Genomic DNA, 19,065 nt, shown 5'->3' on the forward strand with positions numbered 1-19,065 from the left:
ATCAAAACCGTCGGGGCGTCTGCCGCTCATCCGGTTTTTTCAATTCGTTTGGTGGGTATACCCCCGCGATTCCTGCAAGCCTCGATCAACGGCCAATAAAAAGCCCCGCATCAGCGGGGCTTTTTGATCACAGGGTTTCGGCCCAGAGGTCGTATTCGTCTGCATCGGTGACGCGGCACATAACCTTGTCCCCTGGCTTGAGGTCCTTATCGCTATCGACATACACGCGACCGTCGATTTCCGGAGCATCGAAGAAGCTGCGGCCGATGGCACCCTGGTCGTCGACTTCGTCGATCAGCACTTCGATCTCTTTACCGATCTTCAGCTGCAGGCGCGCGGCGCTAATGACTTGCTGATGCTCCATAAAGCGGTTCCAGCGCGATTGCTTGACGTCGTCCGGTACCACTTCGGCGTCCAGCAGGTTGGCGGGTGCGCCTTCCACCGGCGAGTACTGGAAGCAGCCAACGCGGTCCAGCTGCGCTTCGGTCAGCCAGTTCAGCAGGTATTGGAAGTCTTCTTCGGTTTCACCGGGGAAGCCGACGATAAAGGTCGAACGGATGATCAGCTCAGGGCACTGCTCGCGCCAGCTCTTGATTCGCGCCAGAGTCTTGTCTTCGAAGGCTGGGCGTTTCATCGCCTTGAGGATTTTCGGGCTGGCGTGCTGGAAGGGGATATCCAGGTACGGCAGGATCTTGCCGGCGGCCATCAACGGGATCACGTCGTCAACGTTCGGGTAGGGGTACACGTAGTGCAGGCGCACCCACACACCGAGGGTGCTCAAGGCTTCGCAGAGCTCCAGCATGCGGGTTTTCACCGGCTGGCCGTTCCAGAAGTCGGTTTTGTATTTCACATCGACGCCATAGGCGCTGGTGTCCTGAGAAATCACCAGCAGCTCTTTGACGCCGGCCTTGACCAGGCGCTCGGCTTCGCTGAGCACTTCGCCCACCGGGCGGCTGACCAGCTTGCCGCGCATGGAGGGGATGATGCAGAAGCTGCAGCTGTGGTTGCAGCCTTCGGAAATCTTCAGGTAGGCGTAATGACGCGGGGTCAGTTTGATGCCCTGTGGCGGCACCAGGTCGATCAGCGGGTTGTGGTTTTGCGGCGGTGCCACGGCGTCGTGTACGGCAGTGACCACTTGCTCGTACTGCTGCGGACCGGTAACGGCCAATACGCTTGGGTGCACATTGCGAATGGCGCTTTCTTCCACGCCCATGCAACCGGTGACGATCACCTTGCCGTTCTCGGCAATGGCTTCGCCGATCACTTCCAGGGATTCAGCCTTGGCGGTATCGATAAAGCCGCAGGTGTTGACCACCACGACGTCGGCGTCCTGATAGGTCGCCACGACTTCGTAGCCTTCCATGCGCAGCTGGGTGAGGATGCGTTCGGAATCGACGAGTGCCTTGGGGCAACCCAGGGATACGAAGCCGACTTTCGGCGTGGCGACGGTGGACATGACTAACCTCAGGCGTTTGGACGGGCGCTTTGGGGCGCCTCTGGTCAAAAAGTGCGCAATTCTAGCGGCAGGTCACCCGCTTGACCAGCCTCCATCCGGCAGGTGGCGTCTCAGCTATGCTCTGGGCGGGCGTTCTGGCGACATCACTGCTTGAATTGCAGGGGGCAATCTTCGTTCAGTAACCCATACAACGCGTTTTGCGCCGCTCTTTTACCCGGTGACGCTGCGTAAACAGGTGCTTGGTGCCCCTGCTTTCAGGTATAAAGCCGCCCAGTTTCAGTGCATGCAGATAGCACGTCTGCAGGCCGCCCCTTCAGGAGCTTAGTGCATGTCCAATGCGCATTCCGCGCCCAGATCATCGACCGTCAGTTTGATGATCGCCGCCGTCGGCGTGGTGTTCGGTGATATCGGTACCAGCCCGCTGTACACCCTTAAAGAAGTGTTCAACCCACACTACGGCGTGCAGGCCAACCACGACGGGGTGCTGGGCATTCTCTCGCTGATCTTCTGGTCGCTGTTCTGGGTGGTGTCGCTCAAGTACGTGCTGTTTATGTTGCGCGCCGATAACCAGGGCGAAGGCGGGGTGATGGCCCTGACCGCCCTGGCCAGTCGCGCCGCCCACGATTACCCCAAGCTGCGCAACGTGCTGGTGCTGCTCGGCCTGTTCGGCGCGGCGCTGTTCTATGGCGACAGTATGATCACCCCGGCGATCTCGGTATTGTCGGCGGTGGAAGGTCTGGAGCTGGCCTTCGATGGCATCGACCATTGGGTGGTGCCGCTGTCGTTGATCGTGCTGGTGGCGCTGTTTCTGATCCAGAAACACGGCACCGCGCGCATCGGCATTCTGTTCGGCCCGGTGATGCTGACCTGGTTCAGCGCCCTTAGCGCGCTGGGCATTTACGGCATTCTGCAGAGCCCGGAAGTACTGCATGCCCTTAACCCCTACTGGGCGGTTAACTTCTTTATTTCCCACCCCGGCATCGGTATCACCATTCTCGGTGCCGTGGTGCTGTCGCTGACCGGCGCAGAAGCGCTATACGCCGATATGGGTCACTTCGGGCGCAAGCCGATTGCCCGCGCCTGGTTTTTCCTGGTGCTGCCGGGTCTGGCGCTGAACTACTTCGGCCAGGGCGCGTTGCTGCTGCAGAACCCGGAAGCAGCGCGTAACCCGTTCTACCTGCTGGCACCCAGCTGGGCGCTGCTGCCGATGATTCTGCTATCGACCTTTGCCACCATCATTGCCTCGCAGGCGGTGATTTCCGGGGCATTCTCCCTGACCCGTCAGGCGATTCAGCTGGGCTATGTGCCGCGCATGTTTATCCAGCACACCTCCAGCCATGAGCAGGGGCAGATTTATATTGGGGCAGTTAACTGGACGCTGATGGTCGGCGTGGTGCTGCTGGTGCTCGGCTTCGAATCCTCCAGCGCCCTGGCGGCGGCCTATGGTGTGGCAGTGACCGGCACCATGCTGATCGATACCTTGCTGGCTTCCGCCGTGGTTCTGCTGCTGTGGCGCTGGTCGCCCTGGTTGTCGGTGCCGATGCTATTGGCGTTCTTGCTGGTGGACAGTCTGTTCTTCGCTGCCAACCTGCCCAAGATCCTCCAAGGCGGCGCCTTCCCGGTGATCATCGGCAGTGCGCTGTTTGTCCTGATGACCACCTGGAAGCGTGGTCGCCAGCTGCTGGTGGATCGCCTCGACGAAAGCGCCATTCCGCTGCCGCTGTTTATCGGCAGTATCCGCGTGCAGCCGCCGCACCGCGTGCAGGGTACGGCCGTGTTCCTCACTGCCCGCGCCGACGCCGTGCCCCATGCCCTGTTGCATAACCTGCTGCATAACCAGGTGCTGCACGAGACCGTGGTGCTGCTGACGGTGGTGCACGAAGACGAACCGCGGGTACCCAACGAGCGGCGCTTCGAGGTTGATTCGTTTGGGGAGGGCTTCTACCGCGTGGTGCTGCACTTCGGCTTTATGGACGAGACCGATGTGCCGGCGGCCCTGGGCCTGTGCCATCTGGATGGCCTGGACTTCAGCCCGATGCGCACCACCTACTTCCTCAGCCGCGAAACCATTATCTCCACCAAGCTGGTGGGCATGGCGCGCTGGCGGGAAATGCTGTTCGCCTTCCTGCTGAAGAATGCCAACGGCAATTTGCGCTTCTTCAATCTGCCGCTTAATCGGGTGATTGAGCTCGGCACCCAGGTCGAGATCTAAGTTGGTTTAAAAGCATCGCGGCTAAAGCCGCTCCTACGGGATCTCGTAGGAGCTTTAGCCGCGATAGCCTTTCAGCCTCGGCGCGGCAACATCCGCAGCAAGGTGTTATCCCGAATCACATAGTGATGCGCCAACCCTGCCAGCGCATGCAGGCCAATCAGCCAGTAACCCAGCGAACCGCCGAGCTCATGCCATTCCTTGATCTGCTTGGCCAGGTCAGGGTTCTTGCCGATCAGGTGGGGTAATTCCAGGCCGTAGAACGGCACCGGTTTGTCGGCGGCGCTGAGAATCAGCCAACCCGCGAAGGGCAGGCCGATCATCAACAGATACAGCGCCAGGTGCATCAACTTGGCCGGCAGCATTTGCCAGGCCGGCGGTGCCGGTTCGATGCGCGGGGTGGGGCTGATCACACGCAGGGCAATGCGCAGCCAGACCAGCAGAAACACGCTAAGGCCAAGCATAAAGTGGAACTGCTTCATCAGGTCGCGTTCCGGGCTGTCTTTGGGGAAGTAGCCGCGTAGTTCGATGCAGGCGTATACCGCCGCCAGCAGGATCACCATCAACCAGTGCAGGGTGATACTGGCGGTGCCATAACGGGACTCGCTGTTTTTCCAACTCATCAGGTCTTCCTTCTTCTGAAAACGCCCGCTCTTGGGCGGTTAGAAGGGAAACCTTAACATTTGATGAGAGGCACAACTATTGACGGCATCCACCGTCGTCCCAGCGAAGGCTGGGACCCGGAATGTTGGATCAGTCGAGGTCTCAGGAACAATCCGAACTACTGGCTCCCAGCCTTCACTGGGATGACGGTGATGGGTGAGGGCCTTCGATCTACGGTTCTGGCCGCTTCTCGATATCTTTGATCAGGCGCACAGCGAGCGCCGGGTAGTCTTCGTCGAAGTGGTGACCACCCGGTAATACAAGCTTCTCCCCGACTGTGGTGGCTTCGGTGCAGCCACTTTCCGCCACTTCATCCTTGCCGTAGACGCACAGCACCTTGGCGGCGGGCAGACGCGCGACTTCCGGGCCGGTGGCGGCTTCTTTGCCGGCGGTGCCCAGCCAGCCCTGTACTTCGATTTCAAAGCTGCCGCTGCGCGCCAGGGCGATCAGCTGGATACCGCGTACCTGTTGCTGTTCAGCCGCGGGCAGGCGGTTGTAGATGGCCGGCAATACGTCGGCACCAAACGAGTAACCGATCAGCACAAAGTTTTTCGCGCCCCATTTTTCGCGGTACAGCTTCATCAGCTTGGCCAGGTCCACGGCGCTCTGTTCCGGGCTTTTGTGCTGCCAGTAGTAACGCAAGGCGTCGATGCCCACGACCGGATAATTGCGCTTGGCCATTTCCTCGGCCACATCGCGGTCCAGGTCGCGCCAGCCGCCGTCGCCGGAATAGAACAGGCTGACGGTGTCGGAGGCAGTGTCCGGGTTTGAGGCTGGCACTTCCACTACCGGCATGGCATCGCTCTCGCCCTGCAGCAGGTTGCGCAGTTCCTTTTCCAGCACCTGGGGCAGGGTGGTGTCGTAGTCGCTGATGCTGGTCACGCCATTGCTTTGTTCGCGGGCAAAGGCGGCGCTGGGGTCGTCGGGGTTGTCGTTCCAGGCGGCTACCCAACGGCCATGGGGGGCCTTGGCAGGCTGCGGGCAGTCGGGTTTTTCGATGGAGAAGTCCACCGACAAGGCCTTGGCCTGATCATTGTTCTGCCCAGCCAGCCAGTTCCACGCCAGGGTGGCACCCGGGCCGATGCCGGCCACCAGGGTGGCGGCACCGTTCAGATGAGCGAGGCTGTCCTGCAGGCGTTGTTGCTGCACCTTGCAGTCGTTGCTGTCGAGGATGAACTGGACCAGTTGCGCGCCGTTGTCGCGGCTGAGGGTCAGCAACTGGCTGTCGCTGAGCAGCATGTCCGGTGGTACGCCAATGGCCACCTGGGCCTTGGCGGCGCTACCGGGTTTGACCAGGGTGACGGCGCTGCCATCGGCCAGTTGCAAATGGCTGACGCTGGGCAAGCCGCTGCGCAATTTCCACAACAGGCCGCCGGCCACCAGCAGTACCACTATCAGCGCGGCCAGTAGCGGCCGCCAAAAACGTCGAATCATCAGCGTTTTACCAATCCTGTCAGGCCGCCCGCAATCAGGGCGGCGGTGTCGGCCAAGGCTACCAGAGGGTCGAGGCCAGCTGGTACGGCCATATAACGAGGTTCCCAGTCGGGCTGGAATTTATCTTTGAAGCGGCGCAGGCCCTGGAAGTTGTACAGCTGTTCGCCGCGGCGGAACACCATGGCACCCAGACGCTGGGTCAGCGGCGCGCCGCGCCGCGGTTGCAGTCCGGAGAGCGGCACCATGCCAAGGCTGAAACGGCTGTAGCCGGCCTGCTTGTAATGCAGGATCAGGCCGAGCATCAGGAACTCCATGGTCAGCTTCGGCGCGTCGGGGTGGGCGCGCATCAGATCGAGGCTGGCCAGCTCCAGGCTCTGGGTTTCCAGCAGGTTGGCAAAGGCCACTGCGCGACCCTCGAAGCGGATCACGGCGATGCGGAAATGCCGCAGGTACTGCGGGGTGAAACGTCCGAGGGAAAAGCCTTTCTCGCGGACATTCTTGCCTTCGACCCAAGCCGCTGAGATGGCTTGCAGCTCGTCCATGGGGGCGGCACCGGCCTCAAAGATTTCCAGCGCCAAGCCGTCCCGCCCACCGCGGTTCCAGGTGTAGCGCAGGTCTTTCATTTCCTTGCCTTTGGCTTCCAGGTCAAAGGCCGCCAGATCTACTCGGGCTTCTTCGCCGAGCTTCAGCGCGGTCAGGCCGATGTCCATATAGAAGGGCAGGTTCTCCGCGCGTACCTGGTAGAACACCGGGCGAGCGTGGTGCAGGTCGCAGAGGTCGCGGAATTGCCAGATCAGCTCGGCACGTTGCTGCGCCGGGCCAATGGGGTCGTACAGGGCGATCATGCTGCGGCCACGGCGGGCGTACATCAGGAAGGCGTCATCGCCCTTGTGGAACAGCAGCGCCTTGTCGCCGGTCAGGGCCAGGCCGCCATCAGGCTGGTCGGAGGCGCGCAGAATGCGCGCGGCGGTATCCAGCTCGGCTTCATCCGGCAGGCGAATTTCCGGTGGTTCGGTGCGCAGTAGCCAGGTCAGCACCACGATCACCAGCAGCAGCGCGCTGCCCAAGGCCGAACGCAGGGCGCGCGGGGCACCGGCATCCAGCGCGAATTGCCACCACAGTTGGTGCTCGTAGGGCACGTCCTGGTAAGCGAAAAACATCAACCAGACCGAGGCGCCGAGCACGCACAGCGCGGCCACCAGATACACCCATGAAAACGGCAGCTCCAGCAAGCGGCTGGGGCGGTAGAACGAGCGGCGGAACACCGCGAGCATGCTGGCGGTAAGGGTCAGCAGACTGGCTTCTTCCCAGTCGAAGCCTTTCATCAGCGACAGCAGGGCACCGACCAGCAAGAGCACCATGGTCAGCACCCAGGCCGCCGACAGACGCCGGCGCAGGCCCTGAGCGAGCAATAGGCAGAGCACGCCGATCAGGCTGGCACCCAGGTGCGAGGCGTCGATCAGGCGGTGGGGGATCAGGAAACCGAGGTCGTCGATACGCGAGTCGATGGCCGGGGTGGCACCCGAGAACAGCAGCACCATGCCGGAAATAAACACCAGCAACGCCAGCACCGGCGCGGCCAGGCCCGAGGCCACGCGCACCGCCTGGTGCTTGACGATCAGGCGGTAGGCCTCGTTGCACAGCAGCAACAGGCAGGCGACCAGCAGCGGCAGCACCACATAGATCAGGCGATACAGCAGCAGGGCGGCGGCCAGTGGCGCGCTGCCCAGCTGGTCGGCAAAGGCAGCCAGCAGCACCGCTTCGAAAACGCCGACGCCGCCAGGCACATGGCTAAGCACGCCGGCGGCCAGGGCCAGCAGGTACACCAGCACAAATGCACCGAAGGGCGGGGCTTGCGGCAGCAACAGATAAAGCACGGTGGCGGCAGCGGCCACGTCCAGAGCGGTGATCAACAGTTGCAGGGCGGCCAGACGCAGGCCCGGCACGCGCAAGGTGCGGCGGCCCAGTTGAATCAGCAGGTTGTTGGGGATCGGCTGTTCCGGCAGGCGACGGCGACTGATTGCCACTAACAAGGCACCGCAGCCCAGCAGGATGGCGACTGCGATGGCTGCCAGCGCTGTGCTCGGCAGGCGCAGGGCCGTGGCGGCTGCCGGCAGATCACTGAGGGTGGCCAGCGCCGCCAGCACCGGCAGTGCGCAACCCAGGGACAGGCTGGCAAACAGGGTCATGCGCGCCACTTCACCCGGGCCCAGGCCATTGCGCGCATACAGGCGATAACGCACCGAACCACCGGAAAGCATCGACAGGCCGACGGCGTTGCCAATCGCGAAAGCGTTGAAACCGCCGAAGGCCAAGGCAGGCAGCGGCAGCTGCACATCGGCAAAGCGGCTGGCTGACCATTCGTAGCCGAGCAGAATGATAAAGCCGACCACTGTGGCGGCCAGGGCACCGAGCAGGGCGCTGGTCGGTACGCTGAGGACAGATTCGCGCAGGGAGTCGGGATCGAGGTCGTTGACCAGATGGCGACAGGCGATCAGGGCAATGCTGAACAGCAGCAACGTGATGGCCAGGCCGATGGGCTGGCGGTAAGTGCTCAGGCGCTCCATCCATTGCAGGCGCGTCGGGTGTACATCCGAGGCCGGTGGGTGTTGGGCATCTGGAGGGTTAGCGCGCATTCGGCACCTCGGAAGCAGAGTGGGAAGCCGATAGGCGAGCGAACAAGAATTGAGCGGCAGAGGTAGATCGCGAAGCGCAATACGGTCCTGGGTAAAGCATGCATGACTCCCTATGGCGAACGAGCCCGGCAATGATCAGCTGCGGTGGCGCGCGGAGCAACCGGTTTGCACTTGCAGATGGTGCTTCATTAGTAGTGGTTCAAGGCGAGCGAGGGGTCAAGCCGGACGGCAGGCTGCTCTTATATACAGAAAAGAGGGGTAGGGAAGAGAGTGCAAACGCCAGAAACACAAAAGGCCACTTGTTTCCAAGTGGCCTTTAAATGTTTGGTTGCGGGAGCCGGATTTGAACCGACGACCTTCGGGTTATGAGCCCGACGAGCTACCAGACTGCTCCATCCCGCGCCGGCAATTCTACAGTCAGGGGCTTTTGTGTCAACCGCTAATTTCGTTTTTTATCAAAGAGTTAAGTGCGAGCAAAAAGCGCAGGCAACAAAAAAGGGCCACTTACTGAGTAAGTGGCCCTTTGTTTGTCTGGTTGCGGGAGCCGGATTTGAACCGACGACCTTCGGGTTATGAGCCCGACGAGCTACCAGACTGCTCCATCCCGCGCCGCACATTCTACAGTCGAAGTCTTGCCTGTCAACCTTTAATCCTGAAAAACTGTTGTTTGTTCAGATGCTTAGCGCAAGCGCGATGCTACACTGCGGCCTTCCAGGCCATGCCGGACGGGGCTTACCGGACTTTTCGTGCGCAAGATTATTCATGTGGATTGTGACTGTTTTTACGCAGCCATCGAGATGCGCGACGATCCGCGCCTGGCCAACAGGCCCATTGCCGTCGGCGGCTCGGCCGATCGCCGCGGGGTGATTGCCACCTGCAACTACGAGGCGCGGGCCTATGGCGTGCGTTCGGCGATGTCCTCGCGGCATGCCTTGAAGCTGTGTCCGGACCTGCTGATCCTGCGCCCGCGCATGGACGTCTATAAAGAAGTGTCCCGCGAGATCCAGGCAATCTTTCGCGAATACACCGAGATCATTGAGCCGCTGTCGCTGGATGAGGCCTACCTGGACGTGTCGGATTGCCCGCATTTTGCCGGCAGTGCCACGCGTATCGCCCAGGATATTCGCCGGCGGGTGTCGACCCAGGTGCATATCACGGTGTCGGCCGGGGTGGCACCGAACAAGTTTCTGGCCAAGATCGCCAGCGATTGGCGCAAACCCAACGGCCTGTTTGTGATCACCCCGGACGAGGTGGAGGGCTTTGTCTCGGTGCTAGCGGTGAGCAAGCTGCACGGGGTCGGCAAAGTGACGGCCGATAAGCTGGGGCGCCTGGGGATCGAAACCTGTGCGCAGCTGCGCGAGTGGAGCAAGGTCGAGCTGGCGCGTGAATTCGGCAGCTTTGGCGAGCGCCTGTGGAACCTGGCGCGTGGCATTGATGAGCGGGCAGTGCAGATCGACCATCGGCGACAGACCATCAGCGTCGAAACCACCTACGACAAAGACCTGCCTGATCTCGATGCCTGCCTCGAGCGTCTGCCCGGCCTGCTGGAAGAGTTGGATCGGCGCATGCAGCGCCTGGACGCCAGCTACCGTCCGGACAAGCCGCTGGTGAAGCTGAAGTTCCATGACTTCACCCAGACCACCCTCGAACAGGCCGGCGCAGGCCGTGATCTGGACAGCTACCGCAAACTGCTGCGCAACGCCTACGAGCGCGGCGGCAAGCCGGTGCGCTTGATCGGGGTAGGGGTGCGCTTGATTGACCTGCGGCGGGTGAGTGAGCAGCTGGAGTTGTTCGCGCACTAACGCTTTTTGTAGGAGCGGCTTCAGCCGCGATGGGCCGGGCCTGAAACCGGCAATTTGCGCGGTGCGCGAAGATCAACAGCATCGCGGCTGAAGCCGCTCCTACGGGGAGGGGCGCAGCGTTATTTGTATTCGGCGGACCACAGGCGGATTGGTTTGCCGGCCGCCGGCCACAGTTGCAGCTGATCAATCGCGGAAATATCCCAACGCTCGACTTTGCTCAAAGCATCAAGGAACCGCTGTTCCTGCTCCATTAACGCCGGGGCGCACATTTTGCGTGTACTGCCGGCCTGGCTGAAGCTGATCTGCTGGCCTTTGAGGCTGTAGCTGGCGAACCAGTGGTTACAGCCGGCGCTGCCGAAGGCGCGGCCATCGGCACCGAGGGTGACGGTCAGATGGCTGTTGTCGATCAGCGGATATTCGCCGATCCATTCCACTTGGTAGGCGCTGTCCTGCTGCAATTGCGGCGCATCGCTGGCGCAGCCCACTAAGGTGGAAAGCGCGCCAGTGGCGAGCAGGCTGAGGGCGAGGGGGGCTTTCATCAGGCGTCCTTGGTTTGGCATGCCGGGCAGAGGTGACGAGCATCGCGGTTCTGCCAGTGCAGCTCGGTGATACGGGCTTCGGCGGCGGGCGCATGGGCCTTTTTGCCCAGGGCGGCGTCGACGGCGAACTCGAAATCCAGCTGCTTGGCGCAGCCGTCGCATTTCACTTGCCAGTTGAGGATAGACAACTCGGTAAATACCGGGCCCTGGGCCACGGCAACCCACTGGCCGGTGGGGTTGATCAGGTGGCGCACCTTGTCGACGTTCAAGCGCATGGACAGGTCGCGACTGCCTTTGAGGGTCACCAACAGCACGTCGCCGCTTTTCACTGAGCCGCCATTGCCGGTGACCTGATAACGGCCGGGCACCAGGGCGCGGCACTCGATCAGGGTGTGTTCTGGGTTGAGCAGGTTGTAGCGAAAGTCGTGTTCGGCCATGGCGCAGGTTCAGTTCGGTAAGAAAAACGAGGCCGGCATCTTAGCATGGGCGCTGCCGCCGGCCGGGCTCGGATGGCATCAGGCGCTGAGCTTGGCGGTGTCTGCCAGGCGCACTATGGCCGCGTCCAGCTCATCCAGGGCCTCGCGGTAGGCGGGGTCGCCTTGTTTGAGCAGGGTTTCGGTGCGCTGACAGACCGCGCGCAATTGCGGCACACCGCAGTAGCGGGTGGCGCCATGCAGACGGTGGACCCGTTCGATCAGCGCACTGCGATCATCGTTGTCGCGGGCCTGGCGGATGGTTTCGCGGTCACTATCCAGAGAGGCCAGCAACATGCTCAGCATGTCCGCCGCCAGGTCGGCCTTGCCGGCAGCCAGGCGCAGGCCTTCTTCTTCATCCAGCACCTTATGGTTCGGCAGCGGCTGCGGCGCTTGGGCAGCACGCTCGGTGTTCTGGTTGCGCAGGCCCAGACCGGTCCATTTCAACACCACCTGGGCCAGTTGCCGCTCGCTGATAGGCTTGGTCAGGTAGTCATCCATACCGCCCTGCAGCAGGGCGCGTTTTTCATTGGCCAGGGCGTGGGCGGTGAGGGCGATGATCGGCGTCGGTACGGCTTCCTGCTCGGCTTCCCAGTGACGGATTTCTTCGGTGGCCTGGCGGCCGTCCATGCCCGGCATCTGCACGTCCATAAAGATCAGGTCGAAGCTGTTGTGCCTGACGATCTCCACCGCCGCGAAACCGCTGTCCACCGCCGTAACCTCGGCACCCATATCGTTGAGCAGGGTATGCACCAACTTGAGGTTGGCCGGGTTGTCATCGACGCACAGCAATTTCGGTGGCCGGCTCTTCTGCGCCGGGGCGGATTGTTCAGTGGGTTGGTGGCGCGGGCCGAGCAGTTCGATCAGCGCACGCTGGACCTTGCGCGTGCAGGCCGGTTTCGCCTGCAGCTGGCTGTGGGCGTCGGGCAGCGACTCGTGGTATAGCGCCTGCTCGGTGGTCGGGCAGAGCACCAGGCTTTTGCAACCGATCCGCTCCAGATCCCACACGCGCTGGCTGAGCTGCTCCGGCGGCAGGTCCTGGGTGGTGACGCCGAGCACCGCCAGGCTGATGGGGTTGTCGGTGTATTGCTGCACGCTCACGGCGCTGAGCAGGCTGTCCAGATTCTGGTGGTGGACCACCAGCAAGCCGCAGTCTTCCAGTTGATGTTGCAGGGCCTGGCGGGCCAGTTCGTGTTGCTCCACCACGGCCACGGTGCGGCCGACCAGCGCTGCTTGCGGCTGGTCTTCGGCGTCTTCGCGGGCCTTGGGCAGGCTTAGGCTGATCCAGAATTCCGAGCCTTCGCCCGGCGTGCTGGCCACGCCGATCTCGCCGCCCATCTGTTCGATCAGGCGCTTGGAAATCACCAGCCCCAGGCCGGTGCCGCCGGCCTGGCGCGACAGTGAGTTGTCGGCCTGGCTAAAGGCCTGAAACAGCGCGCGCAGATCTTCATCGGAGAGACCGATGCCGGTGTCCTGCACGCTGATGCGCAACTCGGCGCGTTCGCTGTTTTCTTCCTCGACCATGGCGCGGATGGCGATGGTGCCTTCGCGGGTGAACTTGATGGCGTTGCTGACCAGATTGGTCAGCACCTGCTTGAGGCGCTGCGGGTCGCCGATCAGCGCCAACGGCGTGTCGCGGTACACCAGGCTGACCAGTTCCAGCTGCTTGGCGTGGGCGGTCGGCGCAAGGATGGTGAGGGCGTCCTGCAGCACGTCGCGCAGGTTGAACGGAATGTTTTCCAGCACCAGCTTGCCTGCCTCGATTTTCGAGAAGTCGAGAATCTCGTTGATGATCCCCAGCAGGCTGTCGGCGGATTTTTCGATGGTGCCCAGGTAGTCCTGTTGGCGCGGGGTCAGCTCGCTTTTCTGCAGCAGGTTGGTAAAGCCGAGAATGCCGTTCAGAGGGGTGCGGATTTCATGGCTCATATTGGCCAGAAACTCCGACTTGATGCGGCTGGCCTCCAGCGCCTCCTTACGGGCGAAGTCCAGCTCGATGTTCTGGATCTCGATGGTTTCCAGGTTCTGGCGGACGTCTTCGGTGGCCTGGTCGATGCTGTGTTGCAATTCTTCCTGGGCGTTCTGCAGGGTTTCGGCCATGCGATTGATGCCCGAGGCCAGCTCGTCCATCTCATGACTGCCCAACGGCGGCAGGCGGGTTTCCAGGCGGCCTTCCTTTAATAGCGCCACGCTTTGCTTGATCCGCCGCAGCGGGTCGTTGATCGAGCGGCTCATCTGCACCGCCAGCAACGCCGTCACGCCCAGGCCGGTGATGATCAACAGCAGGCTGGCGAACAGGCTGCGGTAGCCGCGCAGCAGGGTGCCATGGTGCGACAGCTCCAGCTCGACCCAGCCCAGCAGGCGGTCGGGGTCATCGGCCACTGGGTCGCCGGTCAGCGCACGGTGGCGGCCGAACACTGGGAGCAGAAAACGGGTGGCATCGTTTCCACTGCGCAACAGCAATAGGCGGTTGTCGCCATCGGGAAGCGGGTTGAGCATGCTCGGGCCGGCATTGGCCAGGCGCGAATGGTCATTGGCGAGGAAATGCACCGAGCGCACATCCGGTTGTTCCAGCGCCTCATTGGCGATCCGTTCCAGCAGCGCCGCATCGCTGCGGGCGAGGGCGGGCGCGGCGAGCGGTGCCAGTTGCTCGATGGTCATCTGCCCGCGCTGAAGCAATTGCGCCTGCAGATCCGACAGCTGCATCCAGGTGAAATAGCCGCCCAACACCAGCGCCAACAGGCTGGTGGGCAGCAGAGTGAGCAGCAACACGCGGCCCTTGATGCTGAGATCCTTGAACACATCACCCTCACTGAAAAGCCGGCTCCAAGCCCGTTCCGCAGTGTAGCGCCTGGCTAACAGCGAACAAACCTCTTAGCGCCTGGTTCTTGCCGGTTGGGTTGAGCGTTGGTTGGGTTGAGCACAGCGAAGCCCAACGATACGAAGAAGCAAGCCCCTCAGCTGTCCTCCACGCCGCAGGACGTCGCATTCGAGACCGCGCGGGGCAAGCCTTGCGGGCTTACCCAGGTGGCGGCAGGGAGTGATGGCGCATTGTTGGGCTTCGCCTTTGGCTCAACCCAACCTACCCCAAGCGCCACGATCAGGAGGTGACGTGGCCGTTTTCTCGTTATCATGTCGCCCCGCTTGATCGGATCGGACCGTTCTTAATGACTACAGCTATTACCTACCCAACTATCGCTGACACCGTCGGCAATACCCCTCTGGTGCGCTTGCAGCGCCTGCCGGGCAACACCAGCAATACCCTGCTGGTGAAGTTGGAAGGCAATAACCCCGCGGGTTCGGTGAAAGACCGCCCGGCCCTGTCGATGATCACCCGTGCCGAACTCAGTGGCGCGGTGAAGCCTGGTGACACCCTTATCGAAGCCACCTCCGGCAACACCGGCATCGCCCTGGCGATGGTCGCGGCGATCAAGGGCTACCGGATGATTCTGATCATGCCGGACAACATGAGCGCCGAGCGCAAAGCCGCCATGACCGCCTATGGTGCCGAGCTGATCATCGTCAGCAAAGACGAAGGCATGGAAGGTGCCCGTGATCTGGCCGAGCGTATGCAGGCCGAAGGCAAGGGCATCGTCCTTGACCAGTTCGCCAATGGCGACAACCCGATTGCCCACTACAACGGTACCGGCCCGGAAATCTGGCGCCAGACCCAGGGCAGCATCACCCATTTCGTCAGCTCCATGGGCACCACCGGCACCATCATGGGCACCTCGCGTTATCTCAAGGAACAGAACCCGGCGATCCAGATCGTCGGTCTGCAACCGATGGAAGGCTCGGCCATTCCCGGTATCCGCCGCTGGCCGCAGGAATACCTGCCGAAGATCTACCAGGCCGAGCGCGTAGACCGCATCGTCGACATGCTGCAACGCGAAGCCGAAGACACCATGCGCCGTCTGGCCCGTGAAGAAGGCATCTTCTGCGGCGTGTCCTCCGGCGGCGCGGTAGCGGCGGCCTTGCGCCTGTCGCAGGAAGTGGAGAACGCCACCATCGTCGCGATCATCTGCGACCGTGGCGACCGTTACCTGTCCACCGGCGTTTACGATGACCCTCTCTAATGGCTAAGAAACCCGTTGGGCTGCGCTTTCAACCCAGCGGCGGCACGCGTGCGGTACAGATTCCGGTTGGCAAGAAACAGCGCCTGAGCATCGAGCGCCTGGCCAACGACGGCCGTGGCATCAGCTTTTTCGAAGGCCGTACCTGGTTTGTCGCCGGTGCCTTGCCGGGTGAAGAGGTCGAAGCCCGGGTGCTTGGTGCCCGCAGCCAGATCGTCGATGCCCGCGCCGAACGTATTCTGCTTGCCGCGCCTTCGCGGCGCCCGGCACCCTGCGCGCATGCCGCCGTCTGCGGTGGTTGCAGCCTGCAACACCTGCCCCATGAGCAACAGCTGCTGCTCAAGCAGCAACAGTTGAGCGAACAGCTCAGCCGTATCGCCGGCCTGCAACCGGACGAATGGGCACCACCTTTGGTCGGTCCGGAATTCGGCTATCGCCGCCGCGCGCGCATTGCCGTGCGTTGGGACGCCAAGGCCAAGCGCCTGGACGTGGGCTTCCGCGCCGCTGCCAGCCAGGACATCGTGGCCATCAGCGAATGCCTGGTGCTGGTACAGCCCTTGCAGTCGATCCTGCAGCTGTTACCCCAGGTGCTGCGCCGTTTGTCCAAGCCCCAGGCACTGGGCCATGTGGAATTGTTCAACGGTACGGCCAGCGCTGTTTTGGTGCGCCATACCGCGCCCTTGCCAGAGGCAGACGTGGCGCTGCTGCAGGCCTTCTGCAGCGAGCATGACGCGCAGTTGTGGCTGCACGGCGTCGATGAACCGCAACCTTTTGCTACCAGCCAGGCACTGGGGTACCGGTTGCCGCAGTGGGATTTGCAGCTAGCCTATCGTCCCGGTGATTTTGTCCAGGTCAACGCACCGGTAAACGAGGCGATGATCGCCCAGGCGCTAGACTGGTTAGCACCCGAGGCCGATGAGCGGGTTTTGGATCTGTTCTGCGGTCTGGGCAATTTCAGTCTGCCCCTGGCCCGCCAGGTGCAGGAAGTGGTGGCCGTGGAAGGGGTGCAGGTGATGGTCGAGCGGGCTGCCGGCAATGCTGCGGCCAATGGTCTGGGCAACGTGCACTTTTTCCAGGCCGACTTGTCGAACTCGCTGGCCAAGGCCCCCTGGGCCGCTCAAGGTTTTTCCGCTGTACTGCTGGACCCCCCGCGTGACGGCGCTTTACAGGCTGTGGAGGGACTGGCCAAGCTGGGTGCCAAGCGCGTGCTGTATGTGTCTTGCAACCCCGCTACATTGGCCCGCGATGCGGCGGTGCTGGTGCAACAGGGTTACCGGCTAAAACGTGCCGCAATCCTCGATATGTTTCCTCAAACGGCCCATGTCGAGGCGATGGCGTTATTTGTGGCGGACTAGGATGTTCGCGTAACCGACTGGCCCGCAGAGGTCAGCGATATTCGGCGTGTGGACTGCGCGTCGTAGGGAAGGTAAACGATGGTACAGGTTAGAGCGCAGCAACCGATCAACACGGATGGCAGCATCAACCTAGAGGCCTGGCTCGATCATGTGTTGAGCGTCGACCCGGCGCTGGATCGAGAGGCCCTGAAAGCCGCGTGCGAATTCGCCCGCGAAGCCGAACAGCAAGCCAACGCTGCCCAGAACCTGTGGGCAGAAGGCACGTCCAGTTTCCGCACCGGACTGGAAATCGCCGAAATTCTCGCCGACCTCAAACTCGACCAGGACTCCCTGGTGGCCGCCGTGCTGTACCGCGGTGTGCGTGAAGGCAAAATTCCCCTGGCTACCGTGCAGCAGCGTTGCGGCGCGACGGTGGCCAAGCTGATCGAAGGCGTGCTGCGCATGGCCGCGATCAGCGCCAGTCTGAATTCCCGTGAGTCGTTAGTGCTGGGCAGCCAGGCGCAGGTGGATAACCTGCGCAAAATGCTGGTGGCCATGGTCGATGACGTGCGCGTACCGCTGATCAAGCTGGCCGAACGTACCTGCGCGATCCGCGCGATCAAGAATGGCGACGACGAAAAGCGTCAGCGCGTGGCCCGCGAAGTCTTCGATATCTATGCGCCGCTGGCCCACCGCCTGGGCATCGGCCATATCAAATGGGAGCTGGAAGACCTGTCTTTCCGCTACCTCGAGCCCGAACAGTACAAACAGATCGCCTCGCTGTTGCACGAGCGGCGTCTGGATCGCGAACGCTTTATCACCGAAGTCATGGGCCAGCTCAAAGACGAGTTGGCGGCCACTGGCGTGCAGGCCGATATCAGCGGGCGGGCCAAACACATCTATTCCATCTGGCGCAAAATGCAGCGCAAGGGCCTGGCCTTCAGCCAGATCTATGACGTGCGTGCGCTGCGGGTGCTGGTGCCGGAAATGCGCGACTGCTACACCGCGCTGGGGATCGTGCACACCTTGTGGCGGCACATTCCCAAAGAGTTTGACGACTACATCGCCAACCCCAAGGAAAACGGTTACCGCTCTCTGCACACCGCAGTGATCGGCCCGGAAGGCAAGGTGCTGGAAGTGCAGATACGCACCCACGCCATGCACGAAGAGGCCGAGCTGGGGGTGTGCGCGCACTGGCGCTACAAAGGCACCGACGTCAAATCCGGTTCCAATCATTACGAAGAGAAAATCTCCTGGTTGCGCCAGGTGCTGGAATGGCACGAAGAACTGGGCGATATCGGCGGCCTGGCCGAACAGCTGCGGGTGGATATCGAGCCGGATCGGGTCTACGTGTTCACCCCCGACGGCCACGCCATCGACCTGCCCAAGGGTGCCACGCCGCTGGATTTCGCCTACCGCGTGCACACCGAAATCGGTCATAACTGCCGGGGCGCGAAGATCAACGGGCGTATCGTGCCGCTCAACTACAGCCTGCAAACCGGCGAGCAGGTGGAAATCATCACCAGCAAGCACGGGGTGCCGAGTCGCGACTGGCTGAACAGCAACCTGGGTTATGTCACCACCTCGCGGGCCCGGGCCAAGATCGTCCACTGGTTCAAGCTGCAGGACCGCGATCAGAACGTCGCCGCCGGCCGTACCCTGCTGGAGCGCGAACTGGCGCGACTGGCGCTGCCCCATGTGGACTTCGACAAGCTGGCGGAAAAAGCCAACCTGAAGACCGCCGAAGACCTGTTTGCCTCCCTTGGCGCGGGTGATCTGCGCCTGGCGCAACTGGTCAACGCTGCCCAGCAACTGGTGGAGCCGGAACGCGGCAACGAGCAGCTGGAGCTGATTCCACGGCGCGCCACCGGCTACAAACCGGGCAAGCGCGGCGATATCCAGATTCAGGGCGTGGGCAACCTGCTGACGCAGATGGCCGGCTGCTGCCAACCGCTGCCGGGGGATGCCATCGTCGGCTATATCACCCTCGGCCGTGGCGTCAGCATTCACCGCCAGGACTGCGCCTCGGTGCTGCAACTGGGTGGCCGTGAACCCGAGCGGATCATTCAAGTGAGCTGGGGCCCGGTGCCGGTGCAGACCTACCCGGTGGACATCATCATCCGCGCCTACGACCGCTCCGGTTTGTTGCGCGACGTGTCCCAGGTGCTGCTCAACGAGAAGATCAACGTACTGGCGGTCAACACCCGTTCCAACAAGGAAGACAACACCGCCGCCATGTCGCTGACCATCGAGATTCCCGGGCTGGACGCGCTGGGCCGTTTGCTCGGCCGCATCTCGCAGCTGCCGAATATCATCGAAGTGCGCCGCCACAGAACCTCATAACACCACGGTCCTGTAGGAGCGGCTTCAGCCGCGATGCTCGTGAAGATTGAAAGCATCGCGGCTAAAGCCGCTCCTACAGAGGCCAGGTGCCGGCCAAGGATGCTCT

The 19,065-nt window shown here is 62.4% G+C and carries 12 protein-coding genes and 2 tRNA genes; 5 read left to right on the forward strand and 9 right to left on the reverse strand.

Annotated elements, in window-relative coordinates; translation table 11 throughout:
• Window positions 1-127: 127 nt before the first annotated feature.
• Entirely contained in the window at window positions 128-1,456 is a 1,329-nt protein-coding gene (rimO, locus tag ACVW0Y_RS23205) for a 30S ribosomal protein S12 methylthiotransferase RimO (protein WP_457441652.1), read from the reverse strand.
• A gap of 328 nt (window positions 1,457-1,784) precedes the next feature.
• Between rimO and ACVW0Y_RS23210 the strand changes: the two genes are divergently transcribed.
• Window positions 1,785-3,668: a potassium transporter Kup gene (locus ACVW0Y_RS23210; protein ID WP_457441654.1), complete on the forward strand. Its 1,884-nt coding sequence runs from the start codon at window positions 1,785-1,787 to the stop codon at window positions 3,666-3,668.
• A gap of 71 nt (window positions 3,669-3,739) precedes the next feature.
• Here ACVW0Y_RS23210 and ACVW0Y_RS23215 read toward each other — a convergent pair whose 3' ends face one another.
• The 5 genes from ACVW0Y_RS23215 to ACVW0Y_RS23235 all read right to left on the reverse strand — a co-directional run bounded on the left by ACVW0Y_RS23215 (window position 3,740) and on the right by ACVW0Y_RS23235 (window position 9,007).
• On the reverse strand, window positions 3,740-4,288 hold the full coding sequence (locus ACVW0Y_RS23215; RefSeq protein ID WP_457441656.1) for a cytochrome b: 549 nt from the start codon (window positions 4,286-4,288) through the stop codon (window positions 3,740-3,742).
• 211 nt (window positions 4,289-4,499) lie between these two features.
• Entirely contained in the window at window positions 4,500-5,762 is a 1,263-nt protein-coding gene (locus tag ACVW0Y_RS23220) for a virulence factor family protein (RefSeq protein WP_457441658.1), read from the reverse strand.
• Window positions 5,762-8,398 (reverse strand): bifunctional lysylphosphatidylglycerol flippase/synthetase MprF, encoded by a 2,637-nt coding sequence (gene mprF, locus ACVW0Y_RS23225; protein WP_457441660.1) that lies wholly within the window; start codon window positions 8,396-8,398, stop codon window positions 5,762-5,764. The genes ACVW0Y_RS23220 and mprF overlap by 1 nt, the downstream gene beginning before the upstream one ends.
• A 325-nt stretch (window positions 8,399-8,723) precedes the next feature.
• Window positions 8,724-8,800, reverse strand: a tRNA-Met gene (locus ACVW0Y_RS23230).
• A 130-nt stretch (window positions 8,801-8,930) separates the two neighbouring features.
• Window positions 8,931-9,007 (reverse strand) — tRNA-Met (locus ACVW0Y_RS23235).
• 137 nt (window positions 9,008-9,144) lie between these two features.
• On the opposite strand from ACVW0Y_RS23235, the gene dinB reads away from it, so the two are divergent.
• Window positions 9,145-10,200: a DNA polymerase IV gene (gene dinB, locus ACVW0Y_RS23240; RefSeq protein ID WP_457441662.1), complete on the forward strand. Its 1,056-nt coding sequence runs from the start codon at window positions 9,145-9,147 to the stop codon at window positions 10,198-10,200.
• A gap of 119 nt (window positions 10,201-10,319) precedes the next feature.
• Here dinB and ACVW0Y_RS23245 read toward each other — a convergent pair whose 3' ends face one another.
• From ACVW0Y_RS23245 to ACVW0Y_RS23255, 3 genes are all read right to left on the reverse strand, one after another.
• On the reverse strand, window positions 10,320-10,739 hold the full coding sequence (locus tag ACVW0Y_RS23245; protein ID WP_457441664.1) for an META domain-containing protein: 420 nt from the start codon (window positions 10,737-10,739) through the stop codon (window positions 10,320-10,322).
• Window positions 10,739-11,176: a hypothetical protein gene (locus ACVW0Y_RS23250; RefSeq protein ID WP_457441666.1), complete on the reverse strand. Its 438-nt coding sequence runs from the start codon at window positions 11,174-11,176 to the stop codon at window positions 10,739-10,741. The genes ACVW0Y_RS23245 and ACVW0Y_RS23250 overlap by 1 nt, the downstream gene beginning before the upstream one ends.
• A 78-nt stretch (window positions 11,177-11,254) precedes the next feature.
• Window positions 11,255-14,011 carry a response regulator gene (locus ACVW0Y_RS23255; protein WP_457441667.1) on the reverse strand — a complete coding sequence of 919 codons (2,757 nt, stop codon included), beginning with the start codon at window positions 14,009-14,011 and terminating at the stop codon, window positions 11,255-11,257.
• Between the two features lie 365 nt (window positions 14,012-14,376).
• Between ACVW0Y_RS23255 and cysM the strand changes: the two genes are divergently transcribed.
• From cysM to relA, 3 genes are all read left to right on the forward strand, one after another.
• Complete coding sequence (gene cysM, locus ACVW0Y_RS23260; RefSeq protein ID WP_457441669.1) at window positions 14,377-15,285, forward strand: cysteine synthase CysM; 909 nt, start codon at window positions 14,377-14,379, stop codon at window positions 15,283-15,285.
• Window positions 15,285-16,637, forward strand: coding sequence for a 23S rRNA (uracil(1939)-C(5))-methyltransferase RlmD (rlmD, locus tag ACVW0Y_RS23265; protein WP_457441671.1), 1,353 nt, complete (start codon window positions 15,285-15,287; stop codon window positions 16,635-16,637). The genes cysM and rlmD overlap by 1 nt, the downstream gene beginning before the upstream one ends.
• Before the next feature lie 78 nt (window positions 16,638-16,715).
• Window positions 16,716-18,959 carry a GTP diphosphokinase gene (gene relA / locus ACVW0Y_RS23270; RefSeq protein WP_457441673.1) on the forward strand — a complete coding sequence of 748 codons (2,244 nt, stop codon included), beginning with the start codon at window positions 16,716-16,718 and terminating at the stop codon, window positions 18,957-18,959.
• Window positions 18,960-19,065 lie beyond the last annotated feature (106 nt).

It is taken from the genome of Pseudomonas sp. TE3786, assembly GCF_054057335.1.